This is a genomic window from Anabaena sp. WFMT, assembly GCF_051781005.1.
Taxonomy (GTDB): Bacteria; Cyanobacteriota; Cyanobacteriia; order Cyanobacteriales; family Nostocaceae; genus Anabaena.
Genome location: NZ_JBPWOA010000002.1, coordinates 13583 through 32882 on the forward strand (window position 1 = coordinate 13583; position 19300 = coordinate 32882).

17 protein-coding genes and 1 tRNA gene are annotated in these 19300 nt (G+C 39.9%); 6 read left to right on the plus strand and 12 right to left on the minus strand.

Annotation, left to right across the window (positions count from 1 at the left end):
- From ACSQ6I_RS00310 to psbZ, 4 genes are all read right to left on the minus strand, one after another.
- Entirely contained in the window at positions 1–408 is a 408-nt protein-coding gene (locus ACSQ6I_RS00310) for a hypothetical protein (protein WP_015216744.1), read from the minus strand.
- A gap of 430 nt (positions 409–838) precedes the next feature.
- Positions 839–910 (minus strand) — tRNA-Gly (locus ACSQ6I_RS00315).
- A 173-nt stretch (positions 911–1083) separates the two neighbouring features.
- Positions 1084–1641: a 6,7-dimethyl-8-ribityllumazine synthase gene (gene ribH / locus ACSQ6I_RS00320; protein ID WP_438888231.1), complete on the minus strand. Its 558-nt coding sequence runs from the start codon at positions 1639–1641 to the stop codon at positions 1084–1086.
- A gap of 197 nt (positions 1642–1838) precedes the next feature.
- Positions 1839–2027 carry a photosystem II reaction center protein PsbZ gene (psbZ, locus tag ACSQ6I_RS00325; RefSeq protein ID WP_015216746.1) on the minus strand — a complete coding sequence of 63 codons (189 nt, stop codon included), beginning with the start codon at positions 2025–2027 and terminating at the stop codon, positions 1839–1841.
- A gap of 384 nt (positions 2028–2411) precedes the next feature.
- On the opposite strand from psbZ, the gene ACSQ6I_RS00330 reads away from it, so the two are divergent.
- Together ACSQ6I_RS00330 and ACSQ6I_RS00335 are read left to right on the plus strand one after the other, a co-directional pair.
- Positions 2412–5108 carry a CBS domain-containing protein gene (locus tag ACSQ6I_RS00330; RefSeq protein WP_438888232.1) on the plus strand — a complete coding sequence of 899 codons (2697 nt, stop codon included), beginning with the start codon at positions 2412–2414 and terminating at the stop codon, positions 5106–5108.
- A 210-nt stretch (positions 5109–5318) separates the two neighbouring features.
- Positions 5319–6587 (plus strand): tetratricopeptide repeat protein, encoded by a 1269-nt coding sequence (locus ACSQ6I_RS00335; protein WP_438888233.1) that lies wholly within the window; start codon positions 5319–5321, stop codon positions 6585–6587.
- 42 nt (positions 6588–6629) lie between these two features.
- Here ACSQ6I_RS00335 and ACSQ6I_RS00340 read toward each other — a convergent pair whose 3' ends face one another.
- Together ACSQ6I_RS00340 and ACSQ6I_RS00345 are read right to left on the minus strand one after the other, a co-directional pair.
- Positions 6630–8702 (minus strand): protein kinase domain-containing protein, encoded by a 2073-nt coding sequence (locus tag ACSQ6I_RS00340; protein WP_438888235.1) that lies wholly within the window; start codon positions 8700–8702, stop codon positions 6630–6632.
- Positions 8703–9391: 689 nt separating this feature from the next.
- Complete coding sequence (locus tag ACSQ6I_RS00345) at positions 9392–9898, minus strand: 2TM domain-containing protein (protein ID WP_438888236.1); 507 nt, start codon at positions 9896–9898, stop codon at positions 9392–9394.
- 272 nt (positions 9899–10170) lie between these two features.
- Here ACSQ6I_RS00345 and ACSQ6I_RS00350 point away from each other — a divergent pair, with 272 nt between their 5' ends.
- Entirely contained in the window at positions 10171–10878 is a 708-nt protein-coding gene (locus tag ACSQ6I_RS00350) for an ROK family protein (protein WP_438888237.1), read from the plus strand.
- A gap of 151 nt (positions 10879–11029) precedes the next feature.
- On the opposite strand, the gene ACSQ6I_RS00355 is transcribed toward ACSQ6I_RS00350, so the two are convergent.
- Positions 11030–11869, minus strand: coding sequence for a prephenate/arogenate dehydrogenase (locus ACSQ6I_RS00355; RefSeq protein ID WP_438888238.1), 840 nt, complete (start codon positions 11867–11869; stop codon positions 11030–11032).
- An 81-nt stretch (positions 11870–11950) separates the two neighbouring features.
- Between ACSQ6I_RS00355 and ACSQ6I_RS00360 the strand changes: the two genes are divergently transcribed.
- The 3 genes from ACSQ6I_RS00360 to ACSQ6I_RS00370 are packed head-to-tail and all read left to right on the plus strand — an operon-like array spanning position 11951 to position 15087.
- Positions 11951–13510: a pentapeptide repeat-containing protein gene (locus ACSQ6I_RS00360; protein WP_438888239.1), complete on the plus strand. Its 1560-nt coding sequence runs from the start codon at positions 11951–11953 to the stop codon at positions 13508–13510.
- A gap of 42 nt (positions 13511–13552) precedes the next feature.
- Entirely contained in the window at positions 13553–14146 is a 594-nt protein-coding gene (locus tag ACSQ6I_RS00365; protein WP_438888240.1) for a DUF1517 domain-containing protein, read from the plus strand.
- A gap of 56 nt (positions 14147–14202) precedes the next feature.
- Complete coding sequence (locus tag ACSQ6I_RS00370) at positions 14203–15087, plus strand: hypothetical protein (protein ID WP_438888241.1); 885 nt, start codon at positions 14203–14205, stop codon at positions 15085–15087.
- A 63-nt stretch (positions 15088–15150) separates the two neighbouring features.
- Here the strand turns inward: ACSQ6I_RS00370 and aroF are convergent, their stop codons facing one another.
- From aroF to ACSQ6I_RS00395, 5 genes are all read right to left on the minus strand, one after another.
- The gene (aroF, locus tag ACSQ6I_RS00375; RefSeq protein ID WP_438888242.1) at positions 15151–16209 is read right to left on the minus strand and encodes a 3-deoxy-7-phosphoheptulonate synthase; all 1059 of its coding nucleotides are present in this window, start codon (positions 16207–16209) and stop codon (positions 15151–15153) included.
- A 674-nt stretch (positions 16210–16883) separates the two neighbouring features.
- Positions 16884–17015: a hypothetical protein gene (locus ACSQ6I_RS00380; RefSeq protein WP_438888243.1), complete on the minus strand. Its 132-nt coding sequence runs from the start codon at positions 17013–17015 to the stop codon at positions 16884–16886.
- 208 nt (positions 17016–17223) lie between these two features.
- Entirely contained in the window at positions 17224–17694 is a 471-nt protein-coding gene (locus ACSQ6I_RS00385; RefSeq protein ID WP_438888244.1) for a PAM68 family protein, read from the minus strand.
- Between the two features lie 12 nt (positions 17695–17706).
- The gene (rpsO, locus tag ACSQ6I_RS00390; RefSeq protein WP_438888245.1) at positions 17707–17976 is read right to left on the minus strand and encodes a 30S ribosomal protein S15; all 270 of its coding nucleotides are present in this window, start codon (positions 17974–17976) and stop codon (positions 17707–17709) included.
- 323 nt (positions 17977–18299) lie between these two features.
- On the minus strand, positions 18300–19244 hold the full coding sequence (locus tag ACSQ6I_RS00395; RefSeq protein ID WP_438888246.1) for a heme o synthase: 945 nt from the start codon (positions 19242–19244) through the stop codon (positions 18300–18302).
- Positions 19245–19300 lie beyond the last annotated feature (56 nt).

The following is a 19300-nucleotide window of genomic DNA, read 5'->3' on the forward strand; positions in this document are numbered from 1 at the left end:
TTAACGTCTGTAGGTAAGCCAGACCATAATTGCTGGCAAAATAGCCAATAGCACAGCCACTATCGCCCAAGCAATAATGCTAGAGCCATTTGCCAATCGTAGTGCTAATGGTAGCCATATAATCACTAGCACAAAAATAATGCCTAAAGCTATCGGTAGATAGCTTTCTCCCAACCTGGGTTGGATCACATTCCAGCTATTCCCTGTCCAGCGCCAAGCCCTTTTATAGGGATAGGTGGTGGAAAGTTGCTCCAATCTATAGCCATTATCTTCGACAACGAATATTTGCTGACAGCGATCGCAACCAAATGCTTCTGTCAGCGTAATCGGTATTAACTGTCCCCGGCGACGGCAAGGACAGCTATACTCCGTATTGAAATCTATTTTTTCAGGTTTTTGAGATGGCACAAGCGATATAAATAACTTGAGCGAGTTTTTCTTAACAGTTTTTGGTAGTGATTCCCAGAATTGCTTCTTGGATTACTTATTTCTACAAATCAGCGTCATTAGCGGAGTTCTCCACAGCAGTTGCTGCCAGAAGGAAAACCTCACCTCGTTCAGCGCTGCTTTCATAAGTTAGTTTTAGTCGTAGTGGATATAGCCACAGTTAGGACTACTTATAGTATATTTCTGGCTGCCTTGAAGTCGCTATTTTTAACTTGACAAAATACCCAACCTGAAAAAATTCAGCTACACTGCTATCCTCGTACAACTTGAATATGCTGGCGCTACAAGACAACACATCAAATTTACCTTGCCTATTGCTTTTCTGTGATTTAGACAAACTAGGTCAGATGTCAAACAACCTGAGTTTTACTTTGATATTAATAATTCTAAAAGCGGGTAACGCGATTCGAACGCGCGACATCAACCTTGGCAAGGTTGCGCTCTACCACTGAGCTATACCCGCAACTTTCACATTAATATCAGTATCTCAGCTTTATCCCAGTTTGTCAACCCCTAAATTTATTTTTTTTGGTAATGGGTAATGGGTAATGGGTTATAGATAATAATTCTCCCCCTGCACCCTGCACCCTGCACAAAGTCGATAGCGTAGCGTGGCGTTAGCCATAGGGCTAGTCCCTAAACCACCTCTGAACCAACAGGGTTTTGTATTGCGGCTGGTAAAGATTGGGCATTACGAGCATAGGGTTCTGCTAGGTTAGAGCGTAAATTACGCATCAGGCTGGCCATTTCTATGGCATTCATGGCATAATCCCAGCCATGATTACTTTTAATTCCTGCTCGCTCTAATGCCTGCTGCATTGTATCCGTTGTCAAAATGCCAAAAATCACGGGGACACCAGTTTGAAAGCTCGCAGCAGCAATACCCTTAGCTACTTCAGATGATACATAATCAAAATGGGGTGTTTGTCCTTTAATAACTGCACCCAGGCAAATTATGGCATCATAACGTTGGGAGAGTGCCAATTGACGAGCTACGGTAGGAACTTCAAAACTTCCTGGAACCCAAACATAGTCTACTTGATTGCCTTGAGGATCAGGATTTATACCATGACGTTTTAGACAATCTTGACATCCTTCCACCAGTTTGAGAGTAACTAAGTCATTGAATCGACCAATCACCATTGCAAACCGCAAAGGCTCTGTTTGAGTAAAATTTCCCTCAAAAACTGCCATGACTGCCTCTTAAATTAACTATAAATTCTTAGCCAATACACTTTTCTGTGTTCAAGATAGAGGAGCAGGAAAGCACGCTCAGGAAAAAGGCATAAGGAAAAAGAAAATTTCTCTTTTTCTTCTCTAACCTTCTACGTTAACTTTTCTGCCCCTCTAGTTTTTTATGTTATGTGCTTGTGCCTGTTTGCAGCCGTCGCCTACACCACAAAAAAGTTTAATATACCGACTAAAAGCACTAAGACAGTCCAGACTCCAGAACCAACCCACAGCAGTTTTTTAGATTCAACCCAATTTTGAGGTGTAGCGTAAGCAACAGGTACACCAACAACTAGGACAAAAGACATCAGAACTAGAGATACTAAAGCAAATTGGAATACTAAGGTCATTTTTACTTTCCCCAAAATAGCTAAATTGTGGCATTTCCCAATCCTGTTCCATAATGGACTGATTAGGTGTATCAGTTACCCATGTGAAATCACTAGGTGTTTCCTGATAACTTTATATTTTAAGTCTTTCTGATGCGTGATATACTCCACAGACTCGATTTCCGGTGAATGTGGGCATCTGGGCGACTCTTCTTTGAAGACATTAACTGAGCTTTAAAGTCCTATGCCCTAGGAGCTTTTTTGTAAAATTATTCAACGAAACTAATTTTTCTGTGCTTTGCAGCAAGTGCATTTTACCATAGAGAAGTGTGCTGAGGGAAAGGAGTTCGGGAGTTTAACTAATTCTGGGGGTTTAAATCACCGTTACAAAATTTAATAATAATTATGGATTTGATTCTTTGCCACACAACTGCTGATTTTGACGCTTTGGGGGCGGCTGTTGGGTTAACTTGTCTGCTACCAGGTAGTAAGATTGTGCTAACTGGGGGAGCGCATCCACCTGTGAGAGATTTTTTAGCGTTGCATCGGGATGAGTATCCGCTGATTGAAAGACGTGCGGTAAATCCAGAAAAGATTCGTTCTTTGAGGGTTGTGGATACTCAACAGCGCGATCGCTTGGGCAAAGCTGCTGAATGGTTCGATTTACCCAATGTCCAAGAAATTATAGTTTATGACCATCACCTCGGACAAGATAGCGATATTCCCACGACGCAATTATATGTTGATCAGGTGGGTGCTACGACTACCTTAATGGTGGAAGAATTACAAAAACGTCATATTTCTTTAAATTCGTCCCAAGCAACTGTGATGGCTTTGGGTATTCATGTCGATACAGGTTCGTTAACCTATGACCAATCTACACCCAGAGATGCTTTAGCGTTAGCGTGGTTGATGCAACAGGGAGCGAGTTTATCAGTAATTTCCACTTATCGTGATCCTGGTTTATCGCCACAATTACAACAATTATTAACTCAGGCTTTAGAAACTTTAGATTATATTTGTCTACGGGGATATACTATCGCTTGGGTGACATTAAGAACAGATTGCTTTGTGCCGGGGTTATCAAGTTTAGCTTCAGAATTGGTCGAATTAACAGAAATTGATGCCATATTGTTGGCAAATGAATATGCTTTGGGTGACGATGATGAGTGGCGATTAACGGTAATTGGGCGATCGCACATTTCCGGTACAAATCTCAACCTTTTATTTCAAATATTTGACGGTGGTGGACATTCTCAAGCCGCTTCCCTAAATATTCGCACGAAAGACTCACAGCCAATCTTACAGCAACTCCTAGATGGGTTAAAAGCACAAATTCCCCATCCCCCCACAGCCAGAGATTTAATGTCTTCCCCAGTCCGCACCATTCGTCCTGAAACCACAATAGCTGAAGCGCAAAGAATTTTATTGCGTTACGGACATTCTGGTTTATCTGTCGTCAATCCTCACGGGCAATTAGTTGGTATAATTTCTCGGCGTGACTTAGATATTGCATTGCATCACGGCTTTAGTCATGCACCAGTTAAAGGCTACATGACAACCAATTTAAAAACCATCACCCCAGATACCACCTTGCCACAAATTGAGTCCTTGATGGTGACTTATGATATTGGACGTTTACCAGTATTAGAAAACGAAAATCTCGTTGGCATTGTCACCCGTACCGATGTTTTAAGGGAATTACATCAAGTAGATGTGGTTGATGGGGAAATACAAAAAGATGGTGAAATTAATATTAATCTGCCACAATTACAAAATAAACTAGCTCCCCAACTTTGGCAACTACTAACTACCGCATCAAAAGAAGCAGAAAAACGCGGTTGGCATCTTTATTTAGTTGGTGGTGCAGTGCGAGATTTGCTATTAGCAGAAGCAGAAACCGGCACTTTGATGATTAATGATATTGACTTAGTAGTTGATGGTTTTCATAAATCGGCAGATGTAGGTGCAGGTGTGGAATTAGCAAAAGCACTCCAACAGATTTACACCAATGCCCGTTTAGAAATTCATGGTGCATTTCAAACTGCTGCATTATTGTGGCATAAAGACCCAGAATTAGACTCATTATGGATAGATATTGCCACATCTAGAACAGAATTTTATCCCTACCCAGCCGCAAATCCAGAAGTAGAAGCCAGTTCAATTCGTCAAGATTTATATCGTCGGGATTTTACTATTAATGCTATGGCATTAAGGCTAACATCTCCCCGTGCTGGTGAATTACTTGATTTTTTTGGTGGTTTACTAGATTTACAAGCAAAGCAAATTCGGACTTTACACGCTAATAGTTTTATAGAAGATCCTACTCGTATTTATCGTGGTGTTCGTTTTGCAGTGCGATTTGGATTTGCAATTGAACAGCGGACTGAAGAATATATTCGCTATGCAATCAATAGCGGTGTTTATGATCGAACTTCCCAAGAAAATACTAAAACACCCGCTTTGCAAACTCGGTTAAAAACAGAACTAAAACATATCCTTGAAGCCCCCTATTGGCAATCAGCTTTAGAGTTATTAGATAATTTAGGGGCATTGCAATGTATCCATTCTAGCCTAAAATTAGATGCTGCTATTTTACAAGAATTACATTTATTAAAAATTTGTTTGCGAAAATTTGACAAACAATATAATCTACATCATTGGCAACTGCGCTTAGAAGTATTAATAGCTCACTTAGAACCAAAATATAGAGCAAAGGTAGCTAAAAATCTACAATTAGGGGATGATAGTATTGCCAGATTAAAGAATTTAGCAGAAATGCAAACAACGGTAATGACATTTTTGCCGAATTTACAATTTCCTAGTCAAGTTGTCAATTTACTGCAAAAATATGATATACAAACTTTGATTTTAATCGCTGCCAAAAGTCCCAGAAAAATTAGACGGAAGATTTGGTATTTTTTAACTACTTTAGCAAACAAACAACCTTTGTTAAATGGCAATGACTTAAAACAGTTAGGTTATAAACCTAGTCCATTATATAAGCAAATTCTTGATGATTTACTCAGTGCTACTCTAGATGGTATTATTAAGGATGAAGCGGAAGCACGAGAGTTTTTAGCAAAGCATTATCCTCGGTAATTGAACCCAAAATGTGAGGTTTATATGCAAATTCAAATATCTCAAAAATACTAAATTCCCAAATTTCCCGTTAGCTGACTTATAGCAATTCCCATTCAAGTGAGGTAGACACAGTAATAATTAAACGCAGATGGACGCAAATAAACGCAGATATTTTTGTACTTCATTAGACTAGGAAAAGCTACATATACATTGCATGATTTTAAACCTATGAATCAGGAATTTTATAATCGAGGCTTAGAAAAAGCTCAACAAAAAGATTATGCTGGTGCGATAGAGGATTTTAATCTTGTTATACAAGATGATCCTTACTTTAGTTCAGTTTATGTAAAAAGAGGTTTGGCATATTATGACTCAGGTATAATTCTTCAAGCCGTCTCTGATTATACTGAAGCTATCAAGCTAGATCCTAAAAATGGAGAAGCTTATTATTGTCGTGCTTTAGCAAGGTTAACACTAAAAAATCTACCTGGTTCTTTAGAAGATGTAGAGAAAGCGATTCAGCTTAATCTTAATTATGCTGCTGCTTATGACTTACGGGGTATAGTGCAGCGCAAACAGGGAAATATTCAAAATGCGATCGCTAATTTTAAAAAAGCCGCAGAATTATATTTAGAACAAAAAAATACAAAAAATTGTCGTCTCTGTTTAGAAAAAATTAAACAGCTACAACCAAAACCACAACCTGTAACAAATCCAGTTAATTCAAAACCTGCACCAATTATATCCACTAAGGATTACTTCACGCAATTATTAGAAAAAGCAGAACATGGAGATACACGAGAAGCAATTGCTGATTTAAACTGGATATTAAAAGCTGATTCCCAAGATGCCCAAGCTTATTGCTGTCGTGGAGTTGTATATTGTAAAATTGGTAATTATCGGGAAGCAATTGCCGACTTTAATCAAGCATTACAACTAAATTTTCAAGATGCTGTTGTTTATCGAAATCGTGGCAAAGCCCGTTCTCAATTAGGAGATCATCAAGGGGCATTAGCTGATATGAATCAAGCCCTGAAAATGCAACCTGAAGATGTTTTAGGATATGTTGCTAGGGGAAATATTTATCGGTCAATGGGTAACTACTTAGGGGCAATTCAAGATTATGCCCAAGCCTTAAAAATTAATCCTGATGACGCATTATCTTACTACAATCGTGGTATTGCTTACACTTTTTTAGAAGAAATGCAAAATGCGATCGCAGATTATCAGAAAGCAGCTAGTATCTATTGTGAACAAGAAGATTGGCAGAATTATCAACAAGTATTAAATAGCCTACAAAAAATCAAGTCGTCTATCCCAGAAACAAATAAAGCCACATATAACCTATTACGTCAAAGACTGTTACGCATGGTTGGTGGATATTGGGAAATGGCACAAAGATTAATTCAACAAAAAAAAGATGTTTATCCAGGGATGTCAGAGGAATGGTATTTGCAAAAAGTGATTGATGATTGGGAACGCGATAAATTTCAGTAGTTTTGATTAATTTTTAATTACCTAGCGTTTCCGCAGGAAATGTTACTGAGAAAAACGCCAAATCTTAATTTTATTATCCTCGCCACCGCTGACTAAGGTTTTACCATCAGCACTAAAAGCCAGAGATGTGACTGTATTAATATGTCCTGTCAATGCGGTTAATTCCTTGCCTGTGACGACATCCCATAGTTTAATATTATCATGAATGGGTTGATTCAAGGTATCGCACTCCAGACAATCCCGGTTGCCACTAGCGAGAATTTTACCATCTGGGCTAAAAGCGACAGTAGTCACATTGTGATCTGGTCCTGTGAGAGTATGAATTACCTTACCTGTACCAATATCCCATAATTTAATTTTGCGATCGCGACTAGCACTAGCAAGAATTTTACCATCTGGGCTAAAAGCTAGAGATGTCACCGTTTGCGAATTTGGGGTTAATTGATGAATTGACTTTTCTTGAGTAATATTCCATAGTTTAATCGTCTTATCAAAACTACCACTTGCTAGGGTGACACCATTGGGACTGATAGCCACAGATCGCACCCAGTAAGAATGACCTTTGAGAGTGCGAATTAGCTTTCCTGTAGCTAAATTCCAGACTTTAATTGTTTTGTCATCACTAGCACTTACCAGAGTTTTTCCATCCTTGCTAATAGCTAAAGCATGAACTGAATCAGTATGACTTTTTAGGGTATAACTTAACTTTTTTGTGCTTAAATTCCAAATTTTAATTGTTTTGTCATCACTACCACTAACCAGATTTTTGCCATCTGGACTAATAGCTACTACATTTACATTTCGTGTATGTCCTGGTAGAGATGTAACTTCTTGACCTGTAGTAATATTCCATAATTTAATGATGCCATTACCACTACTAGCAATAGTCTGAGAATCTGGACTAATAGCAACAGATAAAACTGAGTTGTTTGGTTCGGAAATAGTTTTTACTAAAGAAAATTTTTCTGAAGATTCCTGTGGAGATTGATAGAAAATTGCATCATTAGTAGCATTACTATTTGGCGATGAAATAAATCTAGCCAAAATAGCAGTTTGTAGTTGGTGAAAATGTCTATAACCAAATTCTCCCAAACCCAAAAATAAAATTGTTGCAACTACTAAAAATGAATTTCTCAGAAAAATATATTTTTGTGGATAAGCACCTGTTTTTTTAGCGGGTACGGCTAAAAATGAATTACTAGCTGGTGCTAATAAATGTGTATATTGTTTACTCAAATCTTTGATGACATCATCAGCCGATTGATAGCGATTTTGAATATCTATTTGTAACAGCTTATCAATAATTTGTGCTAATTCATGACTCAGCGGACATCGCAAATAATCTTGCCAATTTTTTACCCAACTATACCCATGTTCCATCCACAATTGAAAAGGAGAAATTCCCGTGAGCAAATGAAAGCAGGTAGCCCCCAAACTAAATAAATCACTAGCAGCGTAGGCTTTACCATCTCTGATTTGTTCAATTGAAGAATAACCATGCGAACCAATTGAAGTACCATTTTTTTTCTGAACTCTGGCTGTTAATTGTTTAGAAGAACCAAAATCAATTAAAGTTAATCTGCCATCACTTTTACGCCGAATGATATTTTCTGGCTTGATATCTCGATGAATAACTCCTCGGCTATGAATAAATTTGAGAATAGGTAATAAATCCAGCAAAATAGATTGAATATCCCAATCTCTATAGGTTTTACGTAACTGTAACTCCTTTAATAAATTATTTCCATCAATAAACTGTTGTACTAAATACAAACAGTTATCTTGCTCAAAGTAAGCTAATAGAGTAGGAATTTGTGGGTGTTCTCCTAGTTCTCGAAGTCGCTTTGCTTCTTCGCTAAACAACTCCATTGCTTTTTTTTGTGACCAAGTTCCTTGAAATTTTGGTGCTAACTGTTTAACTACACAACAGTCATTTAATTTATCGGTATCTTCGGAAAGATAAGTTCTACCAAATCCCCCTTCATCTGACAGCACACGGATGACACGGAAACGATTTCTCAACAGTGGTAATAGTGGGGTATTACAACTATGACAAAACTGTTTTCCATCTGGGTTTTGAGGTTTTTGACAATCGGGATTTAAACAGCAGATCATGAGCAAAGAGAAGTGACTGCATGATAAATAATGCTAAGTTTATTCCGCATTTTCCCTACATTTAATAGACTCTTGCATACTTGGACGGTAGATAAACCTGCTGGGGGATTGGGGAATTACTTATTATATTCAACATTCGTAAATTTTCATCTGTTTTTCTCAATATGGAAAAACAACAAGAGCCATAAAATTAATTGTTTTACGATCATACAACAACCATAATTTAAAAACTGGTCAAATTGCCAAGACAATATTTGATGTATATGTTAATGATTTATCAACAAACAATATTCATGGAAATTTTGATTTTTAAATGTAATTCTCAACTAGATTTTGTTATAAAAACTACTATAATTATGTGATATGGCGGTTATTGGTTGGATGCAAGACGATAAAGGGTGGGGAAACCCCGCCCTACAGGCTTGGCGAACTGTACATCACTGATATGAATACCGCTATAAATCTTTCTGCAACTGAATATTGTGAATTAATTGTAGAGGTATAAATTTCCATGACAAAATTAATTACGTAACTTTTTTAGGACTTACGCACTCAGCCAAGTTGAGAACGGTAGAATAGGCGTTTCAACTTCTGGAGAGATTCTTCGCTGCGCTCAGAATGACAGTTCTCTGTTTCAGTGCGTTAGTCCTGTTTCTGCTGCGTAGCGGTATTACGAATTACGAATTATTTTAATATGTCTGGAATGCCTTAAACCATTTATTCAAAACTGTATTCAGAGTTTGTTTGATTTGATGCTTACGATTCCACTTTTGAAAAGCGATTTCATATTCTTCACCTTTACTTTGAAAGGTATTCCAGATATCAAGAAAAATCGCTAGTCCGCAGAATAATAAAATGTACAATGACCAAGAAAGACTAGCACCGCCAACGAAGTCAATTAGTATTAAAAATCCGTTGATAATGGCATAATTACCCAAACGTTTTTGAAATTTACTGCGGCGGTAAAGGTCAAAAGCTTGACGTTGTTGTACTTGGCTTTGTTGGGCTATCCAGTCAATTTGTGCTTGTTTTACATCATCTGGTGATATTTGTAACTCAGCAGCAATTTCTATAATTTGTTGATAGGAAAATTCTTGATCACGATCATTGGTTTGACGAGCGATCGCTAGTTGTAGAATTTGCTGTACCTCTTCTTGGCTATAAGAACGCAGACTGTTAGATTCAAAGGTCGTCATAATGCTTTCTCTGATAAGAATTTTAATAGAGAGCTATGCTACTATCAGGCATTTTTGCACTACCTCTACACTAGCAAATCTAGATGAGAGTGACGATAGAGATTTATAGTCATGGGTAATGGGTGAGTACCGAGTATTGAGTATTGAGTACGGGATATTTTTTATTTGGAAGTTTGTCAATTAAAAGCTGAAGACTCTGAAAAAATATCCTACTGACTGGAATTTAGCAGCGCATAATATCGAAAGAAGTTGCAGCAGGAGGGAAAAACCCAATGGTGGAAGATAACGGTTCAGTTCGCACACTCTCAGTAGATATTGGGGGTAGTGGTGTCAAAGTTATGGTTTTGGATATCACCGGGAAACCGTTAACAGAACGGGGAAGGTTAGAAACACCCCAACCCGCGACACCAGAAGTGGTGATTAATGCCATTGCTGTGTTAGCTGCATCTCAAGGTGAATATCATCGGGTTTCAGTAGGTTTTCCCGGTGTAGTTCGCAGTGGAGTCACAGAAACAGCGGTGAATTTGAATGCTGATTGGATTGGATTTGATTTAGCAACAGCACTATCTGAACGGCTAAATAAACCTGTGAAAGTGATTAATGATGCAGATATGCAGGGACTAGGAGCAATTGCAGGTAAAGGTGTGGAATTAGTCATCACACTTGGTACTGGTTTCGGTTCGGCTTTGTTTGTAGATGGAAAGCTGGTTCCGAATATGGAAATGGGACATCATCCGTTTCGCAAAGGGGACACCTATGAAGAACAGCTAGGACGTGCTGCTTTAGAAAAAATTGGGGATAAAAAATGGAATAAGCGATTACAGAGAGCGATCGCATCTTTACAACGTCTCTTTAACTATGATTGTCTTTACATCGGTGGTGGTGAAGCTGTGCGCGTCAACATGAATTTACCTTTAAACGTGAAACTAATTCCTAATATCACCGGGTTATTAGGTGGTATTGCTTTATGGAGAGAATGATCTGTCTAACTGATACAAAAATCCTGCTTCATCTGCGCTAAACGACACACAACTCTGTGTAGTATTTTGAGATTTTGGATTTGAACAATCTAAAACTGTTTGACTTTCACTATGCAGCAAGTAGGGGCGTAGTGCAGTACGCCCTGACTACTTATTCCAAAAATTTAGGACGATTTTGTTGATTTAACTTGAGTTTGTCTTCTAAAATAAGCCACTTTTCTTGTGAAATCAAGTCAATAAATTCATCTAGGTTTTGACGATATTGATGTAGTGAATTAATCAATGCTTGACGATTATATTGTGCCATCATTACTCCTAATTCTGGATTGCCAGCACCAACACGGCTGGTATCACAAAATCCTGAACTAGCTAGGTTTTGGGCTAATTGAAAAATTTCTGGATCTGTTTCACTCAAACAAGCAGCCATCAAAGAGGCACTAACCATGACAGGTAAATGGGAAATCCAACTCACCGCCCGGTCATGTTTTTCTGGCTGACAATGGTAGATAATAGAACCTAGCGATCGCACAATTTCCTCTAAAACTGAAATTGCATCAGTTGGCGTTGTAGCTACTGGTGTCAGTACATAAGGACGATTCACAAACAAATTTCGTTGTGCTGCTTCTATACCTGCATCCGTATTTCCCGCCATAGGATGACCACCAATAAAATTATTCCAAAGCGGGGAAATCGCTTCTACTATAGGTGTTTTTACTGAACCTACATCAGTGACAATAGTAGTCGCAGGTAAATAAGCAATTAACTGTTCAACTTGGGGAACAATAAGTCCTATCGGAGTGCAAATAAACACAATATCAGCAGCAGCCAACAGGCTCAATTCCACTGAAGCTTGATCGACAATGCCGAGATCAATAGCTTTTTTACAGGTTGATTCACGGCGACTAACTCCTAGAACATGATTTCCTTGGGAACGTAAATCAAATCCTAATGAGCCACCTATCAGTCCCAGTCCCAAAATACCAATTTTCATTTTTACCGCTGACAACTAAAATTTGACTTATTCTCTGCATACTTTACCAACTATTAAGGTTGGCATCTGAGAGGTAGATTCATGACCATAGAGGAATTACTAGCAAAATATGCGACGGGAGTTTTAGATTTTAGTGGCGCTTACCTACCAGAAGTTAACCTGAGTGGTGCTAAACTAACCGGCATTAATCTCAGCCAAGCTAATTTGAGCGTAGCTAACCTGAGTGGTGCGACTCTCAACGATGGTAACTTCAGTGAAACTAAGTTCAATGTAGCCAGACTGAGTAGCGCCAATCTTTCTGGTTCTATTCTCAACAACTCTAGCCTCAACGTTGCCAATTTGATTCGAGCTGATCTCAGTCGCACTCAACTACGTCATGCTTCCTTTGTGCGAGCTGAGTTAATTCGCACTAATTTCAGTCGTGCTGATATGTGTGAGGCCAATCTCAACCATGCTGACTTACGAGAAGCTACACTCCGACAAGCGAATCTCCGTTACGCCAATTTGAGTGAAGCCAACTTAAGAGGTGCTTGTCTTCAAGAAGCTAATTTAGAAATGGCTAACTTAAACGCCTCTGATTTGACTTCCTGTGACTTGAGTGGAGCAAATTTACGAGACAGTGAACTCAGACAAGCCAATTTTTGTATGGCTAACCTTAGTGGAGCAGATTTAAGCGGGGTAAATCTTCGTTGGGCAGATTTGAGAGGTGCAAACCTGAGTTGGGCGGATTTGAGCGGAGCAAAACTGAGTGGAGCTAACTTAACCGGGGCGGACTTGAGTAATGCTAATTTAACAAATGCGAGTTTAGTACACGCTAACTTAACTCAGGCCAAATTAATTAAAGTTGAATGGATGGGCGCTGACTTAACAGGCTGTACCTTAACTGGTTCTAAACTTTATGCTACCCCTCGTTTTGGTTTAAAAACTGAAGGTATCAAATGCGAATGGGTTGATTTGTCTGCTACAGGCGATCGCACAATCATTCAAAATTTTAATGGTGATGAATCAAGAGACTTTTTTAATGCCACTCCACCCACAATTCGCATTATTGTTGATTTACCATTAGAGCATGAGGCGAATTTTGTTCTCGCTGGTGCTTATTACCAAATTGCTCAAGAATATGAGGCAATGATACAACCAGCTAGTGTGGAAAACGGCAGCCGCAGAACCGTTTTTACTTTTAGAGTAGATAGAGACGAAAATTTATTATCAACTGCTTTTATGGCAATTCTACCTTTTAAAGATGCCAGTGCCACTCAAAAAAATATCTACATGATGGTAGATATGATGCGTCAAGAAGCGATGAATAACCAGAGTTTTAAATCACCAGCACTTGTTAAAAAACTCATCTTCCTACTAGAGGAAGCTATGCATAAATGTAAAAACATTAAACAGACGAAAAAAAATTTAGAAGTAGCGGCGAAATTAAAATTCTTTAAAGCACCAACCCAGACGATTTTAACAAATTCTAATGCTCAATGTTTGACTGTTTATGATCATCCCAACTTTGGGAAACGATTTGTGAATCGTACTATTATTACTTTAAATGATGATAAATCTGATGAATCAGAATATATTATGCCTTCGTTAAAAATGACAATGGATTTTGTCAAAGGTTTTTATGTCATTAACCAGCAGTGATTGGTGATAATTGCTCAATAAATAAATTACAGGAACAAGAAAATGCGCGATCGCTTGAATCGAATGATGGGGAAAACTCGCTATGTCGTCTGTCGTCTATTCCTGCACTTAAGCGGGGGTGAAGTAGCACCAGTTCTGGGTGTACTCAATCGTGCCGCACGGCAAGCAATGGCCGCTGAAGGCGATTTGGAAGTTTTGGGAGAAGAATTGGTCACAATTTGCCAAAACCTCCTCCAATATGATGACTACTGGACATCAGCAGCTAATGAAGGTGATGTTTTTTGGAGTGAAGGAGAAGCAGGAGATTATGTCAATGAATTATTTACCGACTCAGCCCAAAGATATCTCAGTGAACCAGATTTCAGTTCGGCATCTGGTTTCGATGAACCTTTATCTATCCCTGTCACCCGCAATGTAGTTGTCATGCTAACAGTGGCTTATGAGGGAGAAGTACCGCAATTAGAAACGGACCTTTCTAACATCCAGGCATTAAAAGAAGGTTTCAAAGCTATCATCAATCTGCACTACAAACATAACCTCCAAGCTATCCAAGTGCATTTTTCACCCGCCCAGTTAGGAGACGAACTGACTAACGATCAGTTATTGCAGTATTTTCCTGAATTGATTCCCTTATAACTTTTTGGTTAGTCTATATTTACCACCTGCAAAGATCACTTTAGGAAAATCATGTAATGCTCATGACCATAGCACGTAAATTTACAGTCATCTTTTTATCTCTGACCTTGTGCTTAACAACCGTCGCCTGCGGAGGTGGAAACCAAACTACATCTTCATCTGGAACGAAAAATGTTAGCCAAACTGCTACCCCTACCAAGATAAGTGATGGACAGTATCCTGTACAACAAGCCACTTATAACGATGCCAACGGGGAGTATACGCTGTTTTTACTCAATAGTCAGCCCCCAACCTTTGCTACCGAAAAATTACAAATGGCACGGCTGACTGATGAAGAAATCAAAGAGGGTAAAAAAACTTACTTAAAAGTAGAAAAAGGAGAACCAGCTTTATACCTGACAGAAGATTTTAAAATTGAGTACGTTCATAACGTCACTGAAACCAAAACTAATCCCCAAACAGGACAACAGGAAACCGTTGTTGTTCGCCGAGAATCTAACTTCTGGACACCCTTTGCCGCTTCTTTAGCTGGTAACGTCGCAGGTCAAGCAATTGGTAGTCTTTTATTTAGACCTCAGTACTATGTGCCTCCTGTTTATCAGTCAGGTGGGATTATGAGTGGTTACGGTGGATATGGTTCTACCTATGACCAAGCGGTTTCCAGCTATCGCACTCGCTACAATGAACCACCCGCAGCCGTGAGAAATCGCACTGCTTTCCGCACTACGGGGACAATTAGAAATCCCTCTAGACAGGTTCGGACGACACCCCGCACAAATACAGGTAGAGCGACTGGTTCCGGTTTTGGTGGTAGTACCCTCCGTCCTTCCGGTAACTCTAACTCTACTCCTCGTCGCAATTCTGGTAGTAGTTTTGGTAGTGGTGGACGTTCTTCTGGTAGCCGGTCTTCTGGATTTGGTAGTAGAAGCAGAAGAAGGTAATTCGTAATTCGTAATTCGTAATTCGTAATTATTAGCCCAATTACAAATTACGAGTTCGTTTTTTTAAACTGCTACAGCAGCAGGTTGCGGCCAGCGTCCCATGACTTTGGTAATCACTGCCAACTCTTGCATCAAATGATCAAACTTGTCTGGTGTCAAAGATTGAGGCCCGTCAGATAAGGCTTTGGCAGGATTGGGATGTACCTCAATCATGAGAGAATCAGTACCAGCTGCGATCGCAGCCATAGCCATAGAAGGAACAAATTCAGACCAACCAGTACCATGACTGGGATCAATCATAATTGGTAGGTGAGTTAGCTTTCTCAACACAGGCACAACCGACAAATCTAGAGTATTGCGGGTATACTGGCGGTCAAAAGTTCTAATTCCCCGTTCACACAAAATCACATTAGGATTACCCGCAGCCAGAATATACTCAGCCGCCATTAACCAGTCTTCAATTGTCGCCGCCATGCCTCGTTTTAAAAGAACTGGTTTCGGTTGCGCCCCAACTTTCTTCAGCATGGAGAAATTCTGCATATTTCTCGCACCCACTTGGATGACATCAGCAACTTCCCCAATTTTCTCCAAGTCTTCAGTATCCATAACTTCGGTAATAATGCCAAGTCCGCTGACTTCCCGCGCCTTAGCTAACAATTCCAAAGCACTTTCGCCGTGACCTTGAAAAGCATAAGGTGAAGTCCGGGGTTTGTATGCCCCACCACGCAAAAACTTAGCGCCCGCAGTCTTAACACGCCGAGCCGTCTCCACAATCATTTCTTCATTTTCTACAGAGCAAGGCCCTGCCACAACGACCAAAGGATGATGTTGACCAAAGACCACATTTCCATCGGGAGTCTTCACCACCACCTCCGAAGCTTCCCCATGACGGAACTGCCGACTAGCCCGCTTGTAGGGTACTTCTACTCGTAAAACTTGCTCAATCCATTGGCTCAGTTCCTGAATTTGCAAGGGGTCTAAATTAGCAGTTTCACCTACTAGAGCTATTACTACCTTATGCTTGCCAATGATTTTTTCTGGTGTTAATCCCCAGCTAGTTAATTCTTCTTCAACACGGTCTATCTCAGCTTGTGGGGAACCAACTTTCATAACAACAATCATGTTAAAGTTCCTATGTATTTGGGTAAATTATTTAGCGATTCAGTAATTTTGATTTAGTAAGAATTTAGGAGTCAGAGGAATATTTACTAAGGGGATACTAAAAAATAAATTATCCAATTTCACTGCATCAAAACGACTTTTTCCTCCCCCTGTTAGAAAGCTCTCTGCCTGAATCCCAACGACAATTTTTAACGCCAACCTAATCCCGTATTTCTCACAAACAATGTAATCGCAATTTGTATAACCCGGATAAAGAATCGGTTTCAGGCATTTTTTACGGGGTTGATTTTTGATGCAGTGTGAAACTCCAGAATCCGGATTTTATAAGGGTTTGAGAATTTTGGTGAGAAATTCGGGCTAATTAGTGCGGTGCGTCAGATAGAGAAAATCTGTTGTGTGCTAAATTATTCGGGTCTGACGTGGTTGGTGAGCTTGCCGAACCACACCCTACAAGAGATAAAATCCATAATCCATATTTGATAGATTTTGTCAATGCGTAAGTCCTATATTTATAAGTCCCTAAATACTTGAGGTGCATTTAATTTTTGCCCAGTGGAATTACTAAATAGGGCTTGCTGAATAAACCAAAAACCTAGATATATCAACAGTCTCAGGCTGAAAAAAGTAGGAGAAGGTGCAAGAAATAAGCGATGAAATCATCAAAAACCGTTCATTTACCCAGATTTGAGAATATTCTGATCTACTTCTAATTCTTCCTCCTGACTCCTGACTCCTGACTGGTTGGTGAGCGAAGTCGAACCACTGACTCCTAGCTCTAACGGAAAGACTTTTATGCCTAACGGCACGCTACGCGAACAGCAAGCTCTAAATAATTAAACGAGAAAATATATTAAAAAAAATGTAGCGCTCGGTACTTTCTTCTGAATATTGGGTATAAACAAGACGATATATATTTTTCTTAATATTGATGTTGAAGTGATAAAATTTCAACTTCAACATTCATTCTTCAATTTACCCAATATTGCAGTTATCTGGATACCTGAGCGCCGATTCTCAGACGTTCTTGCTGCGAGTTTCGCGCCAAACCTCGATCATCCTTCCCCAGTTGGTACTAAACTCACCTAAACCTATTAAATTTCCAGGTCTTTCTTCATCCCAAGAAGCAGAAAGAACACCATAGGTTATCCCCAATACCCCTAAACCAAATAATCCCATATTCACCAATAACACAGCGATGGGAGGTAGTTGGATGTGGGCATATATGACCAGTAGATAACTAGCAACAAGACTGACAATACCCAAAGTTGTGGGTACACCACAAAACACAGCCACTCGGCGGATCATCCGTTGGCTGACAACCTCAGGAATAGCCATTTCTTCCTTGGTGAAGGGTGGCTGCTTTTGCGTCTGTTTACCAGACTCCTGTGGCTTGGGGGCGGGTTGAGTTTTAGCCTTTACTGGTTTTGGGCGCTTTTTGTTTGGCTCAAAAGGTAAGCGACTACGTTCTGATTCTTCAGCAGGCATAAGCAGCAATTCCTAACCACGAATACCGAGACGAGCAATCAGAGCTTGATACTTTTCCCGACTGTCCTTTTGGATATAGCTGAGAAGACGCTTGCGTTGTCCAATCATCTTCAATAATCCTCTGCGGGAGGAATGGTCTTTCTTATTAGCTTGGAGATGTTGACTGAGGCGGTTAATGCGATCAGTCAACATAGCGATTTGGACATCGGCCGAACCGGTGTCGGTTTCATGGACTTGGTAGCCAGAAATGAGTTCTTGTTTGCGCTGTTGCGTCAGAGCCATGAGCGATTAAATTGTGATTTTTTCTAAATGTATGCAGCAGTCTCCCATAATATCACAGCCTTCAATCTGTGTGGTGAATTAGCTTTGTGACTACTGAGATGCTGGCTTTTGAGCAATTTGCTCTTCTCAATGCGATCCCTATGGTTATATTTCCTCTACAAACCCATGTAAAAATTATAAATAAACCTCAGCGACCCTCTGCGTTAAAAAAAGCGCGTAGCGCGACCTAGGAATCGCATCCTCAGAACAAAGAAATGCGATCGCTTTCGGCAGTTACCTTCATGCGATCGCATCCTGCGGGGCGTAGCCCATCGCTCTTCCTACTAACTAAACAGATTAACCACAGCACTTACCAAACTGTGAGTAATCGGTAAACTATCAACCACCATCGCCAGACACAACAGCATCATGTAGGAGATGGAATAAAGAAACAACTCTCTAGCTGTAGTCCTATCTTCGGGATTTTGCAGCAAGCGCCAGGCTTTGTGAACAAATATTCCCCCCAATGTCAAAGCCACAAAGGCATAGACAACACCACTGGCGTGTAAAGGATAAAACAATAGTACTGTGGCAGTTACGGTAATCACCGTGTAATACCAAATTTGCCGTACTGTGGCTTCATCACCTGCTACCACCGGTAACATAGGTATGCCCACCTTGGCGTAATCATCACGAATCATCAAAGCCAAAGCCCAGAAATGAGGCGGAGTCCATAAAAAGACGATCGCAAAAATTAGCCAGGCCGCCCAGCTTAAAGTATCTGTTACAGCCGCCCAACCGACTAAAGCTGGGATTGCTCCCGCAGCACCACCAATGACGATATTTTGAGTGCTGTGGCGTTTCAGCCAGTGGGTATAGACCAAAATGTAAAAAATAATGCCAGAAAAAGCCAAAAGTGCTGCTAATAAATTTGCAAATACTGTGAGGATGGTAAAAGAACCAACAGCCAGAGCGATCGCAAAAATTAAAGCATCACGGGGCTGAACCCTACCAGAAGGCATAGGACGATGGCGCGTCCGTTCCATGTCGTAATCTATATCTCGGTCATAGATACAGTTAATCGTCTGAGCGCTAGCAGCAGCCAAAGTACCACCAATCAGTGTTACTAGCAACAGCAAAGGGTCTACTTGTCCCTGAGCAGCAATCCACATACTTCCAGCAGTGGTAATTAACAGCAACGGAATAATCCGTGGCTTAGTTAGCTGGTAGTAGCTTTGAATTACTTGTAAAAATGTATCGTGGTGGCGAGAGACATTAGTCTCAATCATGTTGGCTCTACTTCCTTTCTCAGTTATCAATTATCAGGTGATAGGGAATAGAGGTG

What these genes read in the sequence shown, in the direction of transcription:
- ACSQ6I_RS00340 (WP_438888235.1), bottom strand. Translation starts at nt 8,702, where the DNA reads ATGATCTGCTGTTTAAATCCCGATTGTCAAAAACCTCAAAACCCAGAT.
- ACSQ6I_RS00365 (WP_438888240.1), top strand. Translation starts at nt 13,553, where the DNA reads ATGCGCGATCGCTTGAATCGAATGATGGGGAAAACTCGCTATGTCGTC.
- ACSQ6I_RS00370 (WP_438888241.1), top strand. Translation starts at nt 14,203, where the DNA reads ATGCTCATGACCATAGCACGTAAATTTACAGTCATCTTTTTATCTCTG.
- ACSQ6I_RS00360 (WP_438888239.1), top strand. Translation starts at nt 11,951, where the DNA reads ATGACCATAGAGGAATTACTAGCAAAATATGCGACGGGAGTTTTAGAT.
- ACSQ6I_RS00385 (WP_438888244.1), bottom strand. Translation starts at nt 17,694, where the DNA reads ATGCCTGCTGAAGAATCAGAACGTAGTCGCTTACCTTTTGAGCCAAAC.
- ACSQ6I_RS00335 (WP_438888233.1), top strand. Translation starts at nt 5,319, where the DNA reads ATGAATCAGGAATTTTATAATCGAGGCTTAGAAAAAGCTCAACAAAAA.
- ACSQ6I_RS00395 (WP_438888246.1), bottom strand. Translation starts at nt 19,244, where the DNA reads ATGATTGAGACTAATGTCTCTCGCCACCACGATACATTTTTACAAGTA.
- ACSQ6I_RS00350 (WP_438888237.1), top strand. Translation starts at nt 10,171, where the DNA reads ATGGTGGAAGATAACGGTTCAGTTCGCACACTCTCAGTAGATATTGGG.
- ACSQ6I_RS00355 (WP_438888238.1), bottom strand. Translation starts at nt 11,869, where the DNA reads ATGAAAATTGGTATTTTGGGACTGGGACTGATAGGTGGCTCATTAGGA.
- ACSQ6I_RS00345 (WP_438888236.1), bottom strand. Translation starts at nt 9,898, where the DNA reads ATGACGACCTTTGAATCTAACAGTCTGCGTTCTTATAGCCAAGAAGAG.
- ACSQ6I_RS00330 (WP_438888232.1), top strand. Translation starts at nt 2,412, where the DNA reads ATGGATTTGATTCTTTGCCACACAACTGCTGATTTTGACGCTTTGGGG.
- psbZ (WP_015216746.1), bottom strand. Translation starts at nt 2,027, where the DNA reads ATGACCTTAGTATTCCAATTTGCTTTAGTATCTCTAGTTCTGATGTCT.
- rpsO (WP_438888245.1), bottom strand. Translation starts at nt 17,976, where the DNA reads ATGGCTCTGACGCAACAGCGCAAACAAGAACTCATTTCTGGCTACCAA.
- ribH (WP_438888231.1), bottom strand. Translation starts at nt 1,641, where the DNA reads ATGGCAGTTTTTGAGGGAAATTTTACTCAAACAGAGCCTTTGCGGTTT.
- aroF (WP_438888242.1), bottom strand. Translation starts at nt 16,209, where the DNA reads ATGATTGTTGTTATGAAAGTTGGTTCCCCACAAGCTGAGATAGACCGT.